Below are 19,879 nucleotides of genomic sequence, written 5' to 3' on the forward strand. Positions count from 1 at the left end.
CAAAACGCAAATGGGCAAGATCGTCCGTGGTGTAAGAACGGAAAAATCACCGTTTCAACGCCACTTTCACAGCCATCTCCATCACCAGCAACCTGCGACTGGTTAACGGGTTAATAGCAGTTATCAACGAAATATTAATAAAATAAGTTTCAAGAATGAGCTTTACTAGCGCAGGGCGGACTGCGCTCAGTGGTGTCGTTTGACTTAGCCGAGTGATTTTGCTCGGGTTAGTCAAAGCCCGGCTTACGAGCCAATCCAGGCCAACCGGAGCAATAAGTACAACTAATTAAATTTCAAGACAAGGAGTGACAACCAGCATGAAATTTTTGCATGCGGCTGATTTACATTTAGATACGCCGTTTCAAGGCTTGACAGGAGTACCGGCAGCATTGCGGTCACAGTTGATTGCAGCCCCGTTAGCTGCGTTGACGCGGTTAGTGGATTTAGCAATCGCTGAGCAAGTTGATTTTGTTTTGTTAGTGGGCGACTTATTTGATCAACAAGCGCAGAGTGTCGCTGCTCAAGCTGGTCTGATGGCGGCGCTTGAACGGTTGAATACCGCGCAGATTCCGGTCGTTTTGTCGTTTGGTAATCATGATTATCAACCAGCAGGTAGTCAGTGGCATTTTCCAGCGAATGTGCATGCATTTGGACCATCTGTTAAAACCGTGACGTTAACGACGGCGGATCAGACACAAGTGGCCATTAGTGGGTTTAGCTATGACCAACGCTGGGTGACAACGCCGAAAATCGCCGACTATCCTGCCAAACTGCCAACGGTCGACTATCATATTGGTATGTTGCACGGACAATTAGGGACTGCGGGCGACCACTATGCGCCGTTTAGTGTGGGCGAGTTATTGGCGAAACATTATGATTACTGGGCACTTGGCCATATCCATCAACGGCAAACGTTGAATGCCATGCCACCCGTTGTTTATCCTGGGAACCTGCAAGGTCGATATCGCGATGAAACGGGTCAAAAAGGCTGCTTGATTGTTGAAAGCCAAGCTGACCAGACGTTACGGCCTGTTTTCCACGCATTAGCGCCGATTACCTGGACGACCTGGACGCCGGAATTACAGGGAACGTTGGATCGGCCAACGTTATTGAAACAACTTGTTGATCAGTTTCCAACGACTTCTGAAAATGGAACTGAATTAGTACTCATTACCTTACCGGCGACAGTCGAATTAAGCGCTACTGCTATGTTAGCCTTGACTCAAGGGGCACTACTGACCCAATTACAAGGTCAATTGACCACCACCGCCTGTTGGCCGGTTGATTTGCAACTGGCCGCTGATAAGTCGCAACCAGCACTCGGTGGCCTCGACCAAGCAGTGTGGCAACAAGCGGGTCAACAGGTAGTCACTACTGAGCAGATTGCGGCGCTAGCTGATCATTTGTTAGCGGAACCTTTTTTGAATCAAGCTTTATTGGAGGATTTAACCCCAGCACAATGGCAACAACGCGTGCTGGGATTATTACAAGAGCAATACCATTTAACAACGGAAGGTGGGTCGGCCGATGGAGATTAAACGTATTGAGATCGCTGGCTTTGGGAAGTTTAATCAACAAGTCTTTGAGTTGTCGTCCGGGCTACAAGTGATTTACGGAGACAATGAAAGCGGTAAGTCAACGTTGCGTGCGTTTATCCTAGGCATGCTATTCGGTTTTCCAACCCGGCGTCATTTGATCGACCGCTATGAACCTAAGGCGACCAGTCAATACGGTGGTTCATTGGATTTATTAGTTGGCGGGCAGACCTATCGTTTAACGCGACTGGGCGACCAGCCAGCATCCTTAATTAATGTGGCCACGGGTGATCTCCAGCCGCTAGCGCTACTGGAACGTTGGTTATCACCATATGATGAGGATCGCTACAAGCAATTATTTACCTTTAATCAGGCGGAATTGACTGCCTTGAAAACGCTGAGTGCTACTGACTTGAATACCCAATTGCAACAAATCGGTACCCTCGACAGCAGTCAATGGCGGGCCACGGCGGCTGATTTACGGGCTAGTGCTGATGAGCTATATAAACCGCGTGGCCGTAAACCGGCTTTAAATCAGGCCTTACAGCAATATCAAAGCTTAAAACAAACGCTTCAAACGGCGCGCGACCATTATGCCACGTATGAACAGCTGCAGGCGACCGTTCAACAGTTACGAACACAACAAACGCAATTGCGACAGCAACTGAATCAAGCAAACGACGCGCAACAAAAGTTAGCCAATCTACGGAATCAATGGCCAGTCTATCAACAATTGCAGCAGCTGCAAGCGCAATTGGCGACCGCTACAAATGAGTTACCGGCAGCGGTTAGTCAACAATATGCGCAATTAACCACGACACAAACCGAGTTACGGCATACGTTGGCTAGTGCGCGTGAACAACTGACGCAACAACCAGTTGATGCTAATTCCACATCGTTAGTCGGTTTCTACGTTGCGCACCAAGCGCAGTTTGATGCTTTAGAACCCAAGTTGCCAGAGCTACAGCAGGCGTTGGGCCAGTATCAAGCTTTAACGAGTCAGACAACGGCAGCACAACGGACTTATCAGCAGCAACAAACTGATCAGCCGGAGCTAATGGCGGCGTTATCACCCGCGAAACAATCAGCGGTGGCTAGTTTAAAAGCGGCGGTATTAACCACGGCGACGACTGGGTCACGGCAAGCGCGGCAGTCACAGTCGACACCAGCGTTCAAGGCCGATTGGCGTTTGGTGGCGGGGGGGATTGGTTTAGTTGCTGGGGTAATTTTGCCACTAGGCGGGGTTAAATGGGTCCTAATACTAATGGGATTAGGGTTGTTAGGCTGGTTTGGTTGGGAACAACTCGCTCCAGCCGCACCAACCACAGCTGACCGGACTTTAGCGCCGTTACTAACTGCGGTAGGCTGGTCACCGGACTTGGATTCAGCGGCGATTTTAACTAAGCTGGATCAGTTAGCGGCCTTACAACGCAGTCAAGCACAAGTGACGACGTTATCACAACAGACGGCTGCACAAGCGGCGACTGTCTGGCAAGCATTACAGGCTTATCATTTTGCGAGTGACTGGCTAGTGTTAGATGAACAACAGTTGGTTGTCAGTGTTCAAAAAGTGACAGGCTTTTATGACCAGGTTCATCAAGCCATGCAACATCAAAGCTTAGCATCGACGGACTTTGCCTATGTCCAGCGCCAAGTTAAACAATTGACGACGCAGCTGCAAACGACATCGGACCAGCTCCAAGCACTTGCCACGCAAAATGGCTTGGCGGATGCTGATGCCTTGGCCGAGGCATTAGCGGCTCAGAGTCAGCAAGTGGCAACGCAAACGAGTGTTGATCAATTGACGGCGCGGTTAACCCCAACGGAACAAACGGCATTACGGGCTTATCCAACATTAGCGGCATTACAGGCAGCGATTCAAACGAATCGATCGACCATTCAAACGGCTCAACAGCAACTTACCGAACAAGCCCAACAATTAGCAACCGCCCAAACGCAGCTACAGGCATTAGTGGCAGATGGTCGTTATGCTGATCTGCGTCAACAACAGGCCGATGCGCAGACTAAGCTAACGGTCATGGCGCGGCAATGGGTGACGCGCCAATTAGGGGCGGCTTGGATTGATACGGCCTTACAACAGTTGACGAATCAGCAGTTACCGGCCATTTTAACGGCGGCTGGAACGACTTTCGCACAACTGACCGGGTCGCGGTATAATGAGATTAAGTTAAACGGCGATGCGCTGGTCGTGCAAGCGGTTAACGGACCACAATTTAGTGTCGCCGAATTATCAACTGCCACTAAAGAGCAATTGTATCTAGCGTTGCGGCTGACTTTAATTACCCAACTCGGGACGCAAGCGCAACTTCCGTTAATGATCGATGATGGCTTCGTTAATTTCGATGCACATCGTCGTCAACGGGCCTGGCAATTGCTGGCGACCGTCGCTGCACAGCATCAAATTTTATACTTTACGAATGAACCCGCTGCACTGACCGAGATGCCAGCGACCGCGGTTAACCACTTAACCTAATTTGGGGGTAACAACATGGCAAAAAAATTATTTGACTATCAAGTCGATGAACCCGTTGACGGGTACTTTCTATTAAAGGATTCTGAAGTTCGCATTGCTAAAAACGGTAAGAAATTTTTAGCAATTAACTTTCAAGATACATCTGGTGAGATTTCAGGGAAGTTCTGGGATGCGAGTGACCAAGACGTAGACCATTTTCAAGCTGGTCGGGTCATTCATTTAAAGGGTAAACGTGAGAATTACCAAGGTAATCCGCAGATTAAAATTTTGCAAATGCGGTTGACTCATCAAGGGGAACCTCAAGATGTGCAACAATTTGTTGAACATGCCCCGATGAACACGGGGGCTATGGAAGAAGCACTCAATACGTTTGTTTTTGAGATTACAGAACCGAATTGGAACCGAATCGTGCGGCATTTACTCACGCAATTTCATGATGATTTCTTCAGTTATCCAGCTGCGAAAAAGAATCACCATGCTTTTGCTGGTGGGTTAGCGTTTCACACGTTATCCATTTTACGCTTAGCGAAAGCGGTCGCTGACGAATATCCACACGTTAATCGCGCGTTATTATATGCAGGGGCTATTTTGCATGATATGGGGAAGACGATTGAAATGTCGGGTCCCGTTTCCACAACGTATACGTTAGCCGGTAATTTAGTCGGGCATATTGTCTTGATCGATGAACAAATCGTAAAAGCTTGCCAACAATTAAAGATTGATGACCAATCTGAAGCGGTCTTAGTGTTGCGGCACATGATTTTAGCCCATCACGGCTTATTAGAATATGGCTCACCAGTGCGACCACATATCATGGAAGCTGAGATCTTGCATGACTTAGACGAGTTGGACGCGTCGATCCAAATGATGCAGACAGCAATTGGCCATGCAGAACCAGGAACTTATACCGAACGAATCTTTGCGATGGATGGCCGTAACTTCTATCGACCAGAACATGATGGGACTAAGGCTGATGTGAAGCCAACTGATAATCAGTAGGGGATATACGTTTGGTGCTAGTTGCCGCCTGCCGGTTGGTTCCTAAAACGCTGGCCTTGGCCTAAGTCCGAGCAGATTACTCGCACTAAGGCCAACGACACGGTGAGTATTTTAGAAACCCAAACGGCTCGGCTTAATGACTGAACTGAAAATAAGCAATCGTTATTTTTTCAATGTCCGTTAGTTAACATCGGGCGGGCCAGAATTGGCTCAGTGGTGTCGTTTATCTTGGTCGGTGATTTTTCGACTTAGATAAAGCCCGGCTTGGAAGACCGCTCTCTGGCTTCCAAACGTGGCCACCACGTTCCAGCCGATTTTGGACCAACCAGAGCGGCATTCTAAAATCCAACAAAAAAGGACGACCAAATTGCTGGTCGTCCTTTTGAATAACTTAATTTATTTTGAGCTAGATGATGAAGATGAAGTAGTCATGTATGAAGATAAGATGTTCTTCAAATCATTATCCTTAATCTTAACATTCCCAGCCTTTAAGACTTTGGCAACCACGTTATGCAAGACGGTTGAGTCGCTCATATCGTTGTCCCAAATTTGTTTCTTCAAATCAGCGGTGTGATCAGACATGTTCCCTTTACCAGGGTTCTTGACCATCCGGATGATTTCGTAACCGTTAGAGGTCTTCACAGCGGTCGTGGTGTAAGCGCCATTCTTCAATGCGAAAGCGGCCTTCAAGAATTTAGATGAATAGCTCGTGTTCGTGTTGTCGAAAGCAGCTAACTTACCACCGTTGCTCTTAGAAGTCGTATCAGTTGAGTATTTCTTGGCTAACTTGGAGAAGTTTGATTCGCTAGAATCCTTCTTCAAAGCTTTCAATACTGTATCTGAAGTTGATGACTTCGCAACTAAGATATGTTGAACGGTAACTTTAGGTTCGTATGATTTCCATTGCTTCTTCAAATCAGCGTTGGTAATCTTAGCCTTGTCTTTGACCGCTTCTTTTAGTAATAAGTTCGAACGGATTTGTTCCTTGAATGTTCCCGTAGTCAACCCATTTTGTGACAATACAGTTGAGAATGAAGTCCCGTATTGTTGCTTGTAGGTGTTATATTGCTTCGTAACGGCTTTCTTTGAGACTTTTGAACCGTAGTCCTTTTCAAGCACTTTGTTCAAAATCATCTGTTGTAAAACTTGTTTCCCAGATGAAGTGCCCTTCATACTACTGTAATACTGACTTTCGGTGATCTTACCACCGTTAGTCGATGCAACTGTCTTGCTACCGCAACCGGCAAGCGTAAACGTTAATAAAATACCGGCAAGTGCAATAAGCCATTTTTTCATTCTTGTAACACATCCTATTCCTAAAATAGTTCTGCTCTAGCAGACTTACCAGATAACTATAACATAAGTTAGCAGGGTTCTGCATCGTGACTGGAATCTTTACAAAATTTTCAGATAATTCACACGGTCTTCACAAAGTCTAGCGCCAAACTAATGCCTTAATAAACGAAACGTGTTCGTTTATTAACTAACAAAAAAATCATCGAGCCGCAATTAGCCCGACGATAAGGTGCTTAATCTTTAGGTGCAAGATCATCTAACGTTTTTTGTAAATGTTCAGCGCGTGCTTGCATAATCTTAACGTGCGGTTCAATTTTAAACTGAAACTTATCAACTTCGGTTTGAATCTCATCGATGACTTTGGCAGCGTTACTGAATTGGACGCTCAAGTTACTCTGTGCATCACTAAAGTCTTCGCGCGCCGTTTGTAAGTCGTCGGCCGCATCTAACACGTCTTGTACATAACTTTTGGCATCATGGTACATGGCTTGTGGGGTCTTACGATTGATAATCATATATGCTGCGGCACTCAAACCTAAGCCAATCAGCGTTTTACGCATGAATTTCATCGGGACCTCCTAATCCGTTAAATGGGTTTTGATGGCATTTTGCAACTTAGTGTAGTCGGTTTCGTCGTAATTCTTAGAGTTGTCTTTAAAAATCATCCGGAAATCATCTTTGTCGCTGTAACGTGGAATTAAATGGAAATGTGAATGGAACACGGATTGATAAGCTACCGAGCCGTTGTTATTCACGATGTTCATCCCGATAATCTTGTCATCAGCGGCCTTAACTGCGCGCGCAATCTTAGGGATGCGTGCAAAAACGGCACTGGCTAAGTCGGTGTCATAGGCGAAAATGTCTGGCACATGAGTCTTAGGAATGACTAAGGTATGGCCAGGAGTGCCTTGCGAAATATCTAAAAAGGCTTTAACCATATCGTCTTCGTAAACGGTGTAGCTCGGAATATCACCTTTGATAATCTTGCAAAAAATACAATCATCGTCGAGTTTAGGTTCAAAAGCTGTCATGTGATAACCTTCTTTTCTAAAATTTAGTTCTATTATACACTACTCAAATTGGAAATGAGGGCGCTTTATCAGATGATGGTCGCAAGCTACTTTAGTTAGTTGAACGTTTTTGCATGCCCAGAAGTCACGCCCGATAATGCGCTATGCTATAATTAATTTTAATCGTGTGATCGATTTATAGTTAAAAAATAAGTTAATACGCTTAGTACTAGTTGGATTAACTTGCCACTCTGGTTGGCCCAGAATCGGCTGGAACGTGGTGGCCACGTTTTCGAGCCACAGTGCGGTCTCGAAAGCCGGGCTTTATCTAAGTCGCAAAAGCACGACTAAGATAAACGACACCACTGAGCCAATTCTGGGCCGCCCGTCGTTAACTAACGGGAATTAAAAAATTAACGATTGATTATTTTAAGCTCAGTTGTTTAGCCGAGAGGTTGGATTCTAAAATGCTCAGCCGTGTCGTTGGCCTTAGTGCGAGTGTTTTTCTCGGACTAGTTTTGAAGACCGATTTTTGGCTTCAAAATGGCCCATGGCGTTCCAGCGTTTTAGGATCCAACCGGCAGGCGGCAATTCCAACTAGTACCCAAGCGTCAGTTAATAGGTTGAAGATTAGTTATTTTTGTTGTCTACCGGTTGGTTGCTAAAATATTGGACCAACCAGAGTGACAAGGAACCATTTATTTAGAAACAGAAAGAGGTTAGCACTATGGCATTGGCAGTTAGCCATTTAGTTGGGGGTTATTCCCAAATTCCCGTTTTAAAGGATATTAGTTTTGACGTACAACCAGGTGAATTAGTTGGGTTGATCGGTCTAAACGGTGCCGGTAAGTCAACGACGATTAACCATATTATTGGATTATTGACGCCGATGAAAGGGTCTATTAAGTTGAACGGGGTGACGTTAGCTAGTGACCCGCAACAATATAAGCAACAGTTGGCTTATATTCCAGAGACCCCGATTCTATATGAAGAATTAACCTTAAAAGAACATTTAGAGATGACGATGTTAGCATATGGCTTGGATCAGACTGCAGCGTGGAAACGAGCCCATGACTTACTAAAAATTTTCCGCTTGGATAACAAGCTAGATTGGTTCCCGGCGAACTTCTCTAAAGGGATGAAACAAAAAGTCATGATCGTTTGTGCCTTTTTAACCAACGCTAAGTTATTCATTATTGATGAACCATTTCTAGGTTTGGACCCCTTAGCGGTACATGATTTATTGCACTTGATTGAAACGGTCAAAAAGCAAGGGGCGTCCGTCTTGATGTCGACTCATGTGTTGGATACAGCGGAAAAGTTCTGTGATCGCTTTGTCTTATTACATGCCGGTGAGATTCAGACCCAAGGGACGTTTGACGAGATTAAAGCTCATTATCCGGATGCGGGGGACTCCTTGAACGATATTTACCTCACTTTGACTGGGGTGACCCGTGATGAATGAGTTATATCGACAACGGCGGCAACGCCATTTGCGGCAAATGTTGCATTATTTGCGCTTAGTCTTTAACGATCATTTCGTGATTGCCCTGATGTTTTTTGTCGGTGGCTTGGGCTTAGCCTATTCTAATTGGTTGAAAACAGTGAGTCCGCGGGATACTTGGATTGTCTTAGCGGTGGGATTGATTTTGTGGCTCGGGTTAGCGGTTGGTCGGATTGCGACGTTACTGGAACCAGCGGATACGGTCTTTTTGTTGCCACGGGAGCATGACTTGCACGCGTATCTAGTGCATGCTTGGCATTATAGCTGGTGGTTGGCGCAAGCCGTGCAAGTAATTATTGTTGGCTTAACGGTGCCCATCTTAATGTTAGTCGATCAGTTGTCAGGGGTGAGCTTGTTGGCGTTATTAGTTACCCAGCTGGCCTTAAAAGATAGCGAACTGACTGTCCGGGTAACCCGGCTTTATCGGTTGCCGCAAGCGCCAGCCCGCTGGTTAGGCGTGGCGAACGCCGGTTTAGCACTGGTCATCTTGGCGCTTAGCTTATTAGTATCACCGTGGTTGGGCGTCGTATTAGCCTTAATCTTAGCCGGTGGTCAACGTTGGTGGCACAATCAAGTTTGGCCCCACACTGTCGTAGCTTGGCAGGCGGATATCAAAGGTGAAGCGAACCGGATGTTGGGTATTTATCGCTTCTTTAACTTATTTACCGATGTGCCAATGGTGCAAGGTAGCGTTAAGCGACGTAAATATTTGGATTGGTTATTGCGGTGGTTACCACGCGATCAAACCCATGCTTTCGGATATTTATTTACCCGTGGCATGTTGCGAGGCACGGAGTTCAGTGGTTTAGTGACGCGGTTGACCGTGATTGGTGCCATCTTGCTATACTTTATCGGTCATGGCTGGTTGGCGATTGGTCTAGATGTGATTTTTATCTATCTGATTGGCTTCCAATTGTTGCCGTTTTATAAGCGATACGATAATATAGTTTTTACGCACATTTATCCGTTGGCCGCGCCATTGAAGTTTAAAAACTTCCAGCGCTTGTTGACAGTGATTTTAAGTACGACCGGAATTATCTTTTTAATTGCCGTTTGGTTAAGTAACGCCCCGTTAGCGCAAGTCGGGATTTTGCTGGTTATTAATGCTATTGAAATCTATCTCTTAGTTGCATGGTATGCCAAAATGAGATTAGCCTGAAACGCTTGTGGCACAACGGATAAAAAGGACTTGACGGGACGCAGTTTGGTCTTTAGAATGTGTTTGTTAGGTCAATAATAATTAAGCCAATAAAATGATTAATATTTTGAGAGGAGTGGGGCTGATGGATTTCGAACTTGATGACGGCTGGCATGTCTATCCGATTTATGGCAATACCGATAAAGCTTTCATGGGCAAAAAAAATCAACAGCGATTGTTTTTAAAACGGAACGCATCGCCGTTTCTAGCGGCGCTCTCAATGGAAGAAATTACCCCGCGGTTAATCTGGACAAAACGAATATCGAGCGGTGATACGTTAACTGCTCAAGAGTGGCTGAATGGTCAAACTTTAACGAAGCAACAAATGCGCACGCCTGAAGTGGCGCATTTATTGGCACGGGTGCACAATTCCAAGTTGCTTCATCGCATGTTAACTAAGGTCGGCGGCCAAACTGTCCGACCATACGAGTTTATTCAGCAATATTTGAGTGACTTACCAGATGATTTACGGCAGCATCCATTGATGGCGAGGGTCTTAACAGACTTGCAAGGCACGTTACCCACGTTGCCAACTGCCGATTACCGCGTTTGTCATGGCGATTTGAACCATAAGAACTGGTTACTATCTGACCAACACCAACTATACTTGGTGGACTGGGATTCAGCGCGGTTTGCTGATCCGGCTTCAGATATTAGCATGTTACTCTGCGAGTACGTGCCGTTACCAGATTGGCAAGGCTGGTTTAGCGAATATGGTGAGACGATGACGCCTGATATGCAGCGGCGGGTCGTCTGGTATGCCAAGATTAACTTATTACTAAATATTAAAGATAACTATTATCGTAATCAGTACCACAATATGAATGACGAAATTATTTTCTTAGAAGAGTTGAGTCAATATCAGCTCTAAACCGATAGCCTTGAGTTCCGGTTGGAATTCGAGGCTGTTTTTGTAAGATTGAATCAGGTTAACTTTAAAAAATGAAGAGGAGTACCCTTTACTTATGCGTGTTAGAAATAAACCCTGGGCACCAAAATTAATTAATGCTCATCCGGAATTGATTACCGAGACCCCTACTGATTTTCGAGGAAAGTGGCAGAGTCGTTTTAAGACCCCTCAGCCGCTACAGATTGAAGTCGGGAGTGGTAAGGGCCAATTCATCATCGAGATGGCCAAACGGCACCCAGAGATTAATTATATTGCGATTGAGATTCAAACTTCCGTGATTGCGATCATTTTACGGAAGTTAGTCGAAGAACCTTTACCGAACCTGCAGCTGGCCCATGCGGATGGTCAAGCGGTGACGGCGTTCTTTGAACCTAATGAAGTTGATCGTTTGTATTTAAACTTTTCCGATCCTTGGCCGAAGACCCGGCATGCCAAACGCCGCTTAACGTATAAGTCGTTTTTAGCCGGTTATCAGGAAGTCCTGAAGCCCAATGGTCAGATTGAATTTAAGACGGATAACCGCGGTTTGTTTGAATTCTCATTAACGAGCATGAATAACTTTGGCATGACGTTTGAGCAAGTCTGGTTAGACTTACATGCAGTCGCCACACCAGAAGATAATGTTGAGACGGAATATGAACAGAAGTTTAGTCAATTTGGGCCGATTTATAAGATTATTGCGACATTTAAAGCTGAATAGTGACTCTTGTTAAGCATCTTAAATTAGGTTGGGCCTAATTTTAAGATGCTTTTTAATTAGATTATGCTGAAAAACAATACGTTTACGAAAATTGACCACAAAGACGGTAATCTTCGTTAGAATAATGTTATGGAAAATAACTATCTGTTTTCAAAGCTAGGTAATTGGACTTTTGAAGTTTTGACGCGTCATGCGCAAATTGCTCATCGCGATAAATTGTTGGTTCAATTGGGGATTACGACATTTTATATTTTGATTCCCAAATTGTTCTTTTTTACGATAAAGTTTCCAATTTTAAGCTCTTTTCCGGTATGCTTAATGTAATATCGGGGGGACGACCATGTTATTTACTTTGTTTGGTGTTTGTTTTGAATTTTGGATCACTCGGATTCGGTTACCACAATATCAATTAAAAGGAGTGGATTATGGCTTAGGTGTGTTGATATGGATCATTACCCAATGGGGAACACCAGTCATTGGCGATTGGATGATGATACTAGTGTTGTTATTATTAGGTTATTCAATCTATACCCGGGCACATGATTGGCGAGCCGCGGTCGTAGTTAGCATCGAGAGTCTCTTGATAGTAACCATTGTGACGCAATTGACCCAATTAATAGCGCCGTTGATTGCTATTGCTGATGCAATTCCGTTGATATTTTTCTTGTTTAGCTTAGTTATCGGAGGATTATTGCATTGGTCCACCCGCCAGTCCATTTTACCAACGGGACAAATTAATACTATGATGGCTGGTTTAGTCAGTCTGGCATTTTTATTGATTATTGCCTATTTAAAGTTTATTAGTGGCAATCAGCCGACACCGACAATGACGTTGGTTGGTTTAGGACTAGTCCTAATTTTGTGTGTAATTTTACTGGTTGGGCAGCGGGAACATCAACGGTTGCTTAAAAAGCAGGCCTTGATAGCGTTACAGCAACAAACTTTGACTAGTAATCAGCGTTATACACGTGCCATGGAACAGCACTATGATGAGTTACGTCGATTTCGACATGATTATCAAAATGTGATGTTATCGTTGTCTGAATATTTGGCAACTGATGATCTAGCGGGACTAAAACATTATTATCAAACAAACCTAGTTGCTAAGACTGCGCAATTAAAAGCGTCTAAGTATGAATTAGAGGATTTGGCAAAAGTCCCGGACAAGGCCATTAAAAGTATTCTGTTTAATAAATTAAATAGTGCCCAGCAAAGCGGTGTTGCTGTGCGATTTGAATCGCAGCAAGTGGCACAGTTAACGGCTGTACCGTCAGTTGATTTGGCCGTCATGCTTGGAATTATTTTAGATAATGCTGTTGAAGCTACCGTGAACCAATCTGAAGGTTGGGTACATGTTGTCATGATAGCGGTTCCAACAGCACAAACAATTCTGGTCAAGAATTCTTTGGCAGCTAAGGTTCCCGCGTTATGGCAGCTAGAACGGTCTGGCTTTTCAACTAAAGGTTCGGATCGAGGATTAGGGCTGACAAACTTAAAAAGTATGCTCGCAATTTACCCGCAAGTTGAGCTGGCGACAACGATTACTGAGCAGTGTTTTAGTCAGCAACTAACGATTAGATTGGATGGTCAGTCATGATTGAAGTTTATATATGTGAAGATGATGCCAAACAATTGGTGAGTTTGACGCAGCTAATTGAGAATTATATCATGATTGAAAATTTGGACATGCAAGTTGTTCAAGCTGAGACTACCCCTGGACCATTATTGACACGACTTAATAATGATCAGCAACGGCTATACTTTTTAGATATTGATTTAGGCGATGAGATGAGTGGTATTGAGTTAGCCCAACGGATTCGATCTGTGGCAGTGGATTGTAAACTGATCTTTGTGACAACTCACGCTGAACTCGCATTAGAAACGTTGCAACATCAATTGGAACCGCTGGCGTTTATTTTAAAAGACGATCCGGAATCTTTAAAAGCACAAGTTATCCAAGCAATCAATTTGGCACGCAACCGTTGGCAAAAGTCTAGACCCCAACAACAGCAATTTTTGACATTTAAAACAGCAGATCAATTGCGTTCAGTGCGGGTCGCAGACATTTTATATTTCGAGACGGCACCGGCACCACATAAATTAATCGTTCATTTGGCAAATGCTCATTTTGAAATTTACAGTACAGTGAAGCAGGCTGTGGAAATGCACGACAACTTTTATCGGTGTCATAAGTCGATTGTAGTCAATTGCCAACAAGTTCGAGCTATTAATCGGCATACTCAGTTGGTGACGTTGACTAATGAGGAACAAATACCTTGTTCCTTGATGGGGGGCCGGGGCTTAGCACATTATCTGAAAATGCGAGTTAATGACTAATTTTAGGCTGATTATGACCGTTTTAACCAAATCAAGCTAGTTTCGCTATACTAAATGTAATTAGCAATGTTGAGGAGGGGTTGATCAATGGTGTGGATGTCAATAGTCGTACTGCTAGTCTATATCGCCATCTTCGGAGGTGTCGGCTGGTTATTGTGGAAATTATTTAGCATGTTAGGAAAAATCATCAACACATTGCAACAGATTTTAGCGGAGTTACAACGCAAGTAAGCCTAAAAAGTAGACTAATCATTTTCGTATAAGGGGACGATCAAATGAGTGCTAACATGATGGATATTACATTTATTGTGATCAATTTAGTGGTTGTTGGATTCTTTGGTTATTTAATTTGGAAGCTTTTTAAACTATTAACAGATATTAATAAAAAGTTGTGATGATACTGTTTTCAGTACACTATTAAAAATAGACACGCTGTTTAAAATGATTTTTTCATTTTAAGCAACGTGTCTATTTGATTAGAGTCGGTAAATATCTAAGATACTGCCGGTATTGGCATCCGCAAGGAACTCATATTGCACCAATTGACCGTCTTCATAACGGGTGATCCCGCCATAGTAGACATCAGTCCGTAGTGCGAATTTTTGAAGCGGAGCTTTTTTCATTTCAATCCATGAGCCTTCAATGGGCGCTTCTTTTAAGAAGGCGCGTTTGACTTGATTTAAGATTTGATTGGGGGTTGGTCGGCGCAACCGTTTGAGGAGGCCGCCGATTGAAAAGCCGCCTGCGACTCCGGCCATTCCAACTGCCAATAAACCGCCGTATTGAATTTGTTTATGCATGTTGCGTACTCCTTTCGACCAACTCGGATGTTTTTTGTTCAAAAATAGTATACCAATGATTGACGCGAATACCAAGAAAAGTCATAATTAATCAGTATGATTCTATTGAAATAAGTTATAATAATAAAATGAACGCATAAGCTAAGAAATAAAGGGGATACCAATGTTAATTACAAGTTATAATCCAACGCAACTAGGCGATACGTTAATCGCTATCTTACGCCCAGATACGGCTGAACAAAAAATTGAAACCCATGCCAACGTCACCCGAATTAGTGACGTTGCTACCGGTGAAACGTTAGGTTACAACTTTTTCGACGTTTCTAAAACATTGGGCACCTTAGACGTTAATGGTCAGATCAAATTGACGGCTGACCAAGTGGCCAAGTTAAACGACTTGTTAACGGCCAATGATTTTGATGCTGATTTAGTGGTTGATTTGACGCCTAAATTTGTCGTCGGTCATGTGGATTCAGCGGAAGCCCATCCCAAGTCAGATCATTTACAAATTACTAAGACTAATGTTGGGACAGATACTGATTTACAAATTGTCAGTGGCTCGCCAAACATGCAAGCCGACATTTTAGTCGTTGTCGCCAAGGTCGGGGCAATGATGCCCGATGGCTTGATTATTTGGCCCGGCGAATTACGCGGTGTTGAAAGTGACGGCATGATCGTTTCTGGTCGTGAATTACAGTTACCACATGCACCGCAACACCCTGGTGCCATGATCTTACCAGCTGACTATCAAGCAGTTGGCGAACCATTTGACTTTGATCGGGCGCAAACTTTATTTACTGCTTAAGTCGCGTTAACACTGAAATTAGGATGATTGAAAATGAACCATTATGATGGCCCGGCTTTTTTCCGGAAATATGCACGACCTCAAAAAAAGAATCGTTCCGCGGCGGCCAGTCAATCAACTCCTGCTGCGGCCCAACCAACGCGATCAGCGCCAAAAGCTGCTGCTGCGCCCACACCACCAGTCCGCCCTAAAAAGGTTGTTCCGGCAACGAGTGCGGCACCGTTTAGTGGCGGCACGCATGGGGTGTTTCATCCGTCCAAAGTTCCGGCACAATTAGCGAGTGCCAAGCAGGTCCGTCGACCATTGGCACCAACGGATATGACGGATTATTTGGCGATTGAAACATTATTGCACAAGTCACGCGACAGTTATTTATTGTTTGCAACGGCGGGTGATGAAACTTTCCCAGTAGTTGAGCTACAAGCAGCGCAACCGATGTCAGCGGGGATTACCGCTGACGTGACCAGTCAAGCTGATGTTGAGACGGCGGTTCCTAGTCAAGCCGTTGCGGCGGTCAGTCAGGCAGCAACGGAAGTCTTTCAACCGACCAGGACGCCAGCTTTACCAACCGTGGTATTTGAGCCGACTGAACCTAGCTTGGCAGCCAGTGTGGTTGCAGCTGAACAATCAGTAGCAACCAGTACGCTGCCGACCGTGGTATTTGAGCCAACTGATCCAAGCTTAGCGGCTAGCGTTGCAGCGATGGCACCATTATCCGCTGATACTGCTGAACCAACCGTGGTGTTTGAACCTACGCAACCGATTGAGTCCGCTGCACCAGCGCCCGTTAGTACCGAGCCAACGGTGGTGTTTGAACCGACAGCGCCAATTACGGTAGCTAATGATAACGATGCTAGCCAAGCTGAACCGGTAGCTAGTGTGGCACCGATTAGTGCGGCTGCATCTAGTGAAGCACCAAGCGCGGCCGCTAAGCCAACTCATGGACTGGGTTTGTCATTAGATGCAATTATGAATGAAGAAGATCAGGCACAAGCTGATTTGGCCTTATTCAAAGACGCGCCAATGGCTGACAGCGCTGAAAATGATGATGACGCCGATTTGTATCAACCAGTCGGGGTGCATCGTTCGGCACCTCAGTCAACGGCACCGCGTGTCCAGTCGGCGGCGCCACGCTCAACTGAACCAGCGCCAGTAACGAGTGCGGCCAGTGAACCAGTGTCAGCGGTTCACTCAGGTGATTCTGCCGCACCAGTTCTAGCCGATAAAGAATTAGCAGCGTATCATTTTCCACCGTTAGCCTTACTAAAAGATCCCGTGATTCCAGATGAAAGCGAAATGGATGATTGGATTGAAAGTAAGGCCAGTGCGCTCGATGAGTCATTAGACGCCTTTGGAGTTGATGCTAATGTTGTTGATTGGACGGTTGGCCCAACGGTCACTCAGTTCCAAGTAAAATTGGCCCGCGGGGTTAAAGTCAGCAAAATTACCAATCTAAATGATGATCTGAAGCTGGCGTTAGCGGCCAAAGACATTCGGATTGAAGCACCGATTCCTGGTCGCAATACAGTCGGCATTGAAATTCCCAATAAGAAATCACGCCCGGTCATGTTATCTGAAGTCTTAAATTCAACGAAATTTAAGGAAAGTAAGTCGCCACTGACCGTTGCGTTAGGGGTCGATTTGTTTGGGCAACCGCAAGTGACTGATCTGCGGAAGATGCCGCATGGCTTGATTGCTGGGGCTACTGGTTCCGGGAAGTCAGTCTTTATTAACAGTATCTTGGTGTCGATTCTCTATAAAGCGAATCCCCAAGAAGTTAAGCTATTATTGATTGATCCGAAGGCGGTTGAACTAGCGCCATACGATAAAGTCCCACATCTGTTGGCACCGGTAATCTCTGAACCCAAGGCCGCTTCGGCTGCGTTGAAGTGGGTTGTTGATGAGATGGATCATCGCTACGAAAAGCTCGCTGCGGGTGGGGCGCGTAACATTGAACAGTTCAACCAATTGGCCGTTGAGCATCATGAGGATGGCTTAAAAATGCCATATATCGTGATTGTGATTGACGAATTGGCCGACTTAATGATGGTGGCCTCTAGTGAGGTGCAAGATTACATTGCCCGCATTACCCAAAAGGCGCGGGCTGCCGGGATTCACTTGCTAGTTGCCACTCAGCGGCCAAGTGTCGATGTGGTGACTGGGCTGATTAAGAATAATATTCCAACACGAATTGCCTTTATGGTGGCGAGTCAGATTGATTCGCGGACTATCTTAGACGCGAGTGGGGCGGAACGGTTGCTGGGCCGCGGGGATATGTTGTATCTCGGCAATGGTCAAAGTACGCCGATTCGGATTCAAGGGACTTATGTGGATAGTGAGATTGATGACATTGCGCAATTTGTGCGTGATCAAGCCGCGCCACATTATGAGTTCCAGCCAGATAACTTAATGAAGCATGAGGAAGCTGCTAAGAATCAAGACGAACTCATGCCAGAGATCTTGGCTTACTTGGCTGATGAAGAGACCATTTCTACCTCTAAGCTGCAACGGACGTTCTCAGTCGGCTACAATCGCGCGGCTAATATTATTGATGACCTCGAAAGTCGCAACTATGTGTCACCAGCTAAAGGATCAAAACCGCGTGATGTGTATTTCACGGCGGACGATTTAACTAAATTACAAGCTAACTCATAACAAAAAATCAAGGATTCACCAGTCAAATGATGAATTGTCAATATGGGAGATTATAAGAACAATGGATAAAGCAACGGTTTATTATTTTGTAGGGATTAAGGGCTCTGGGATGAGCTCATTAGCTTTGATTTTGCACGATAAAGGGTTTAAAGTCGAAGGTTCCGATATCGAACAATATACCTTTACTCAGAAAGGCTTAGCTGCCGCTGGGATTAAAATGTTGCCTTTTGATGCAGCCAATATTCATGATGGCTTAACGGTGATTGCTGGGAATTCCTTTACCGATGAACACCCTGAAATCAAAAAAGCGCGTGAAATGGGCTTACCAGTGTACCGTTACCATGAATTTTTAGGTAAATTAATGGAAGGCTACACGAGTATCGGGGTTGCTGGGACGCATGGTAAGACTTCAACGACGGGGTTGTTGTCACATGTATTGAGTAACATTGCCCCAACGAGTTATTTAATTGGTGATGGGACTGGGAAAGGGACGCCAGACGCCCGTTTCTTCGTCTTTGAAGCCGATGAATACCGTCGCCATTTCGTTGCTTATCATCCTGATTATGCCATCATGACCAATGTTGACTTTGATCATCCTGATTATTACAAGGATCTAAATGATGTACAGTCAGCCTTCAAGCAATTCGGTAGCCAAGTTAAAAAGGGCATCTTTGCTTGGGGTGACGATGAAAGTTTACGTCATCTCGATGTTGATACGCCAATCTATTATTACGGAACGAAAGATCGTGATGATTTCCAAGCTGTCAATATCAATCGGACAACCAAAGGCTCTTCATTTGAAGTCACTTATCAAGGGAAATCTTTAGGTGAATTCGAAATTCCATTGTTCGGTGAACATAATGTCTTGAACAGTACAGCTGTCATTGCCGTGGCTTACTTTGAAAAAGTTGACTTAGACGAAATTCGGCGTGAATTATTGAGCTTCAGTGGTGTTAAACGGCGCTTCTCTGAAACCAAGGTCGGCGATATGATGTTGATTGATGACTATGCGCATCATCCATCAGAAATCAAAGCGACGTTGGATGCTGCCCGTCAAAAGTATCCTGATAAGGAAATCTTGGCAGTCTTCCAACCACATACGTATTCCCGGACGAAGGCGTTGATGGATGGCTTTGCCACCAGCTTAAGCAAAGCTGACCATGTCTTCTTGACCAACATCTTCAGTTCAGCACGTGAAAAGAGTGGCGATGTGTCATCGAAAGATTTAGCAGCTAAGTTACCAAATGGCGGTGAAATTATTACGATGGACAACATGGCGGCACTAACGGCTTACCATGATGCCGTAGTTGTTTTCATGGGTGCTGGTGACATTCAAAAATATGAAAAAGTTTACGAAGACGCAGTTAACGCGCGTTAAGCGAACTTAAAACTAGCGACTCAATGTTGAATTGGGTCGCTTTTTTGTCGGCAGGTTGTCACTCTGGTTGGGTCAGCCTTGGCTGGAATGTGATGGCTATGTTTCTGAGCCATAGCGCAGTCTCAAAAGCCGGGCTCTAAGTCGGAACCCCATCGACTAAGTCAACCAACACTACTGAGCCAATGCTGACCCGCCCGGCGGAATGATGGTTCAAAGCTATCGTGCCAGGACAGGCTGTTTGTCACTAAGTTTACCCAA

The 19,879-nt window shown here is 44.9% G+C and carries 17 protein-coding genes; 13 read left to right on the plus strand and 4 right to left on the minus strand.

All coding sequences use genetic code 11. The annotated features are described in order from the left end of the window. The first annotated feature begins 317 nt into the window (after window positions 1-317). From FFM77_RS02665 to FFM77_RS02675, 3 genes are read left to right on the plus strand one after another with little or no spacing between them, the layout of a single operon-like run. Entirely contained in the window at window positions 318-1,538 is a 1,221-nt protein-coding gene (locus FFM77_RS02665; RefSeq protein WP_137634195.1) for a metallophosphoesterase family protein, read from the plus strand. Next, window positions 1,528-4,029, plus strand: coding sequence for an ATP-binding protein (locus FFM77_RS02670; RefSeq protein ID WP_137634196.1), 2,502 nt, complete (start codon window positions 1,528-1,530; stop codon window positions 4,027-4,029). The genes FFM77_RS02665 and FFM77_RS02670 overlap by 11 nt, the downstream gene beginning before the upstream one ends. A gap of 15 nt (window positions 4,030-4,044) precedes the next feature. Continuing rightward, window positions 4,045-5,028: a 3'-5' exoribonuclease YhaM family protein gene (locus tag FFM77_RS02675; protein ID WP_137634197.1), complete on the plus strand. Its 984-nt coding sequence runs from the start codon at window positions 4,045-4,047 to the stop codon at window positions 5,026-5,028. A 396-nt stretch (window positions 5,029-5,424) separates the two neighbouring features. Here FFM77_RS02675 and FFM77_RS02680 read toward each other — a convergent pair whose 3' ends face one another. The 3 genes from FFM77_RS02680 to FFM77_RS02690 form a co-directional block, all read right to left on the minus strand. Then, entirely contained in the window at window positions 5,425-6,324 is a 900-nt protein-coding gene (locus tag FFM77_RS02680) for a peptidylprolyl isomerase PrsA (RefSeq protein WP_137634198.1), read from the minus strand. Between the two features lie 233 nt (window positions 6,325-6,557). Further along, window positions 6,558-6,884, minus strand: a complete 327-nt coding sequence (locus tag FFM77_RS02685; protein WP_223876763.1) for a hypothetical protein — start codon at window positions 6,882-6,884, stop codon at window positions 6,558-6,560. An 18-nt stretch (window positions 6,885-6,902) separates the two neighbouring features. Continuing rightward, complete coding sequence (locus FFM77_RS02690; RefSeq protein ID WP_137634200.1) at window positions 6,903-7,355, minus strand: HIT family protein; 453 nt, start codon at window positions 7,353-7,355, stop codon at window positions 6,903-6,905. A gap of 706 nt (window positions 7,356-8,061) precedes the next feature. Here FFM77_RS02690 and FFM77_RS02695 point away from each other — a divergent pair. The 7 genes from FFM77_RS02695 (at window position 8,062) to FFM77_RS13955 (ending at window position 14,214) form a co-directional block, all read left to right on the plus strand. Further along, window positions 8,062-8,799, plus strand: a complete 738-nt coding sequence (locus FFM77_RS02695) for an ABC transporter ATP-binding protein (protein ID WP_137634201.1) — start codon at window positions 8,062-8,064, stop codon at window positions 8,797-8,799. Further along, window positions 8,792-9,997, plus strand: coding sequence for an ABC transporter permease (locus FFM77_RS02700; protein WP_137634202.1), 1,206 nt, complete (start codon window positions 8,792-8,794; stop codon window positions 9,995-9,997). Before FFM77_RS02695 ends, FFM77_RS02700 begins: the two co-directional genes overlap by 8 nt. A gap of 124 nt (window positions 9,998-10,121) precedes the next feature. Next, a complete protein-coding gene (locus tag FFM77_RS02705; RefSeq protein ID WP_137634203.1) occupies window positions 10,122-10,907 on the plus strand; it encodes a phosphotransferase family protein in 786 nt (261 codons plus the stop codon). Window positions 10,908-11,001: 94 nt separating this feature from the next. Next, window positions 11,002-11,646 carry a tRNA (guanosine(46)-N7)-methyltransferase TrmB gene (gene trmB, locus FFM77_RS02710; RefSeq protein WP_137634204.1) on the plus strand — a complete coding sequence of 215 codons (645 nt, stop codon included), beginning with the start codon at window positions 11,002-11,004 and terminating at the stop codon, window positions 11,644-11,646. A 340-nt stretch (window positions 11,647-11,986) separates the two neighbouring features. Continuing rightward, window positions 11,987-13,243 carry a GHKL domain-containing protein gene (locus tag FFM77_RS02715; RefSeq protein ID WP_137634205.1) on the plus strand — a complete coding sequence of 419 codons (1,257 nt, stop codon included), beginning with the start codon at window positions 11,987-11,989 and terminating at the stop codon, window positions 13,241-13,243. Further along, window positions 13,240-13,983 carry a LytR/AlgR family response regulator transcription factor gene (locus tag FFM77_RS02720; protein WP_137634206.1) on the plus strand — a complete coding sequence of 248 codons (744 nt, stop codon included), beginning with the start codon at window positions 13,240-13,242 and terminating at the stop codon, window positions 13,981-13,983. The genes FFM77_RS02715 and FFM77_RS02720 overlap by 4 nt, the downstream gene beginning before the upstream one ends. Window positions 13,984-14,070: 87 nt before the next feature. Continuing rightward, a complete protein-coding gene (locus FFM77_RS13955; RefSeq protein WP_171001539.1) occupies window positions 14,071-14,214 on the plus strand; it encodes a hypothetical protein in 144 nt (47 codons plus the stop codon). Between the two features lie 245 nt (window positions 14,215-14,459). Here FFM77_RS13955 and FFM77_RS02725 read toward each other — a convergent pair whose 3' ends face one another. Continuing rightward, window positions 14,460-14,783, minus strand: a complete 324-nt coding sequence (locus FFM77_RS02725) for a PepSY domain-containing protein (RefSeq protein WP_137629016.1) — start codon at window positions 14,781-14,783, stop codon at window positions 14,460-14,462. 163 nt (window positions 14,784-14,946) lie between these two features. Between FFM77_RS02725 and ytpR the strand changes: the two genes are divergently transcribed. From ytpR to murC, 3 genes are all read left to right on the plus strand, one after another. Continuing rightward, window positions 14,947-15,588 (plus strand): YtpR family tRNA-binding protein, encoded by a 642-nt coding sequence (gene ytpR, locus FFM77_RS02730; RefSeq protein ID WP_137634207.1) that lies wholly within the window; start codon window positions 14,947-14,949, stop codon window positions 15,586-15,588. Window positions 15,589-15,621: 33 nt separating this feature from the next. Further along, window positions 15,622-18,243, plus strand: coding sequence for a DNA translocase FtsK (locus FFM77_RS02735; RefSeq protein WP_137634208.1), 2,622 nt, complete (start codon window positions 15,622-15,624; stop codon window positions 18,241-18,243). Window positions 18,244-18,304: 61 nt separating this feature from the next. Beyond that, the gene (gene murC, locus FFM77_RS02740) at window positions 18,305-19,621 is read left to right on the plus strand and encodes a UDP-N-acetylmuramate--L-alanine ligase (RefSeq protein ID WP_137634209.1); all 1,317 of its coding nucleotides are present in this window, start codon (window positions 18,305-18,307) and stop codon (window positions 19,619-19,621) included. Window positions 19,622-19,879 lie beyond the last annotated feature (258 nt).

The sequence above is a fragment of the Lactiplantibacillus songbeiensis genome (assembly GCF_005405125.1).
Classification (GTDB): Bacteria; Bacillota; Bacilli; order Lactobacillales; family Lactobacillaceae; genus Lactiplantibacillus; species Lactiplantibacillus songbeiensis.

Bases quoted from the DNA above. Each gene is read 5' to 3' on its own strand.
- FFM77_RS02670 (WP_137634196.1), top strand. From the start codon at position 1,528: ATGGAGATTAAACGTATTGAGATCGCTGGCTTTGGGAAGTTTAATCAA.
- FFM77_RS02690 (WP_137634200.1), bottom strand. From the start codon at position 7,355: ATGACAGCTTTTGAACCTAAACTCGACGATGATTGTATTTTTTGCAAG.
- FFM77_RS02715 (WP_137634205.1), top strand. From the start codon at position 11,987: ATGTTATTTACTTTGTTTGGTGTTTGTTTTGAATTTTGGATCACTCGG.
- FFM77_RS02725 (WP_137629016.1), bottom strand. From the start codon at position 14,783: ATGCATAAACAAATTCAATACGGCGGTTTATTGGCAGTTGGAATGGCC.
- trmB (WP_137634204.1), top strand. From the start codon at position 11,002: ATGCGTGTTAGAAATAAACCCTGGGCACCAAAATTAATTAATGCTCAT.
- FFM77_RS02685 (WP_223876763.1), bottom strand. From the start codon at position 6,884: ATGCGTAAAACGCTGATTGGCTTAGGTTTGAGTGCCGCAGCATATATG.
- FFM77_RS02705 (WP_137634203.1), top strand. From the start codon at position 10,122: ATGGATTTCGAACTTGATGACGGCTGGCATGTCTATCCGATTTATGGC.
- FFM77_RS02680 (WP_137634198.1), bottom strand. From the start codon at position 6,324: ATGAAAAAATGGCTTATTGCACTTGCCGGTATTTTATTAACGTTTACG.
- murC (WP_137634209.1), top strand. From the start codon at position 18,305: ATGGATAAAGCAACGGTTTATTATTTTGTAGGGATTAAGGGCTCTGGG.
- FFM77_RS02720 (WP_137634206.1), top strand. From the start codon at position 13,240: ATGATTGAAGTTTATATATGTGAAGATGATGCCAAACAATTGGTGAGT.
- FFM77_RS02700 (WP_137634202.1), top strand. From the start codon at position 8,792: ATGAATGAGTTATATCGACAACGGCGGCAACGCCATTTGCGGCAAATG.
- FFM77_RS02665 (WP_137634195.1), top strand. From the start codon at position 318: ATGAAATTTTTGCATGCGGCTGATTTACATTTAGATACGCCGTTTCAA.
- FFM77_RS02675 (WP_137634197.1), top strand. From the start codon at position 4,045: ATGGCAAAAAAATTATTTGACTATCAAGTCGATGAACCCGTTGACGGG.
- FFM77_RS02735 (WP_137634208.1), top strand. From the start codon at position 15,622: ATGAACCATTATGATGGCCCGGCTTTTTTCCGGAAATATGCACGACCT.
- FFM77_RS02695 (WP_137634201.1), top strand. From the start codon at position 8,062: ATGGCATTGGCAGTTAGCCATTTAGTTGGGGGTTATTCCCAAATTCCC.
- FFM77_RS13955 (WP_171001539.1), top strand. From the start codon at position 14,071: ATGGTGTGGATGTCAATAGTCGTACTGCTAGTCTATATCGCCATCTTC.
- ytpR (WP_137634207.1), top strand. From the start codon at position 14,947: ATGTTAATTACAAGTTATAATCCAACGCAACTAGGCGATACGTTAATC.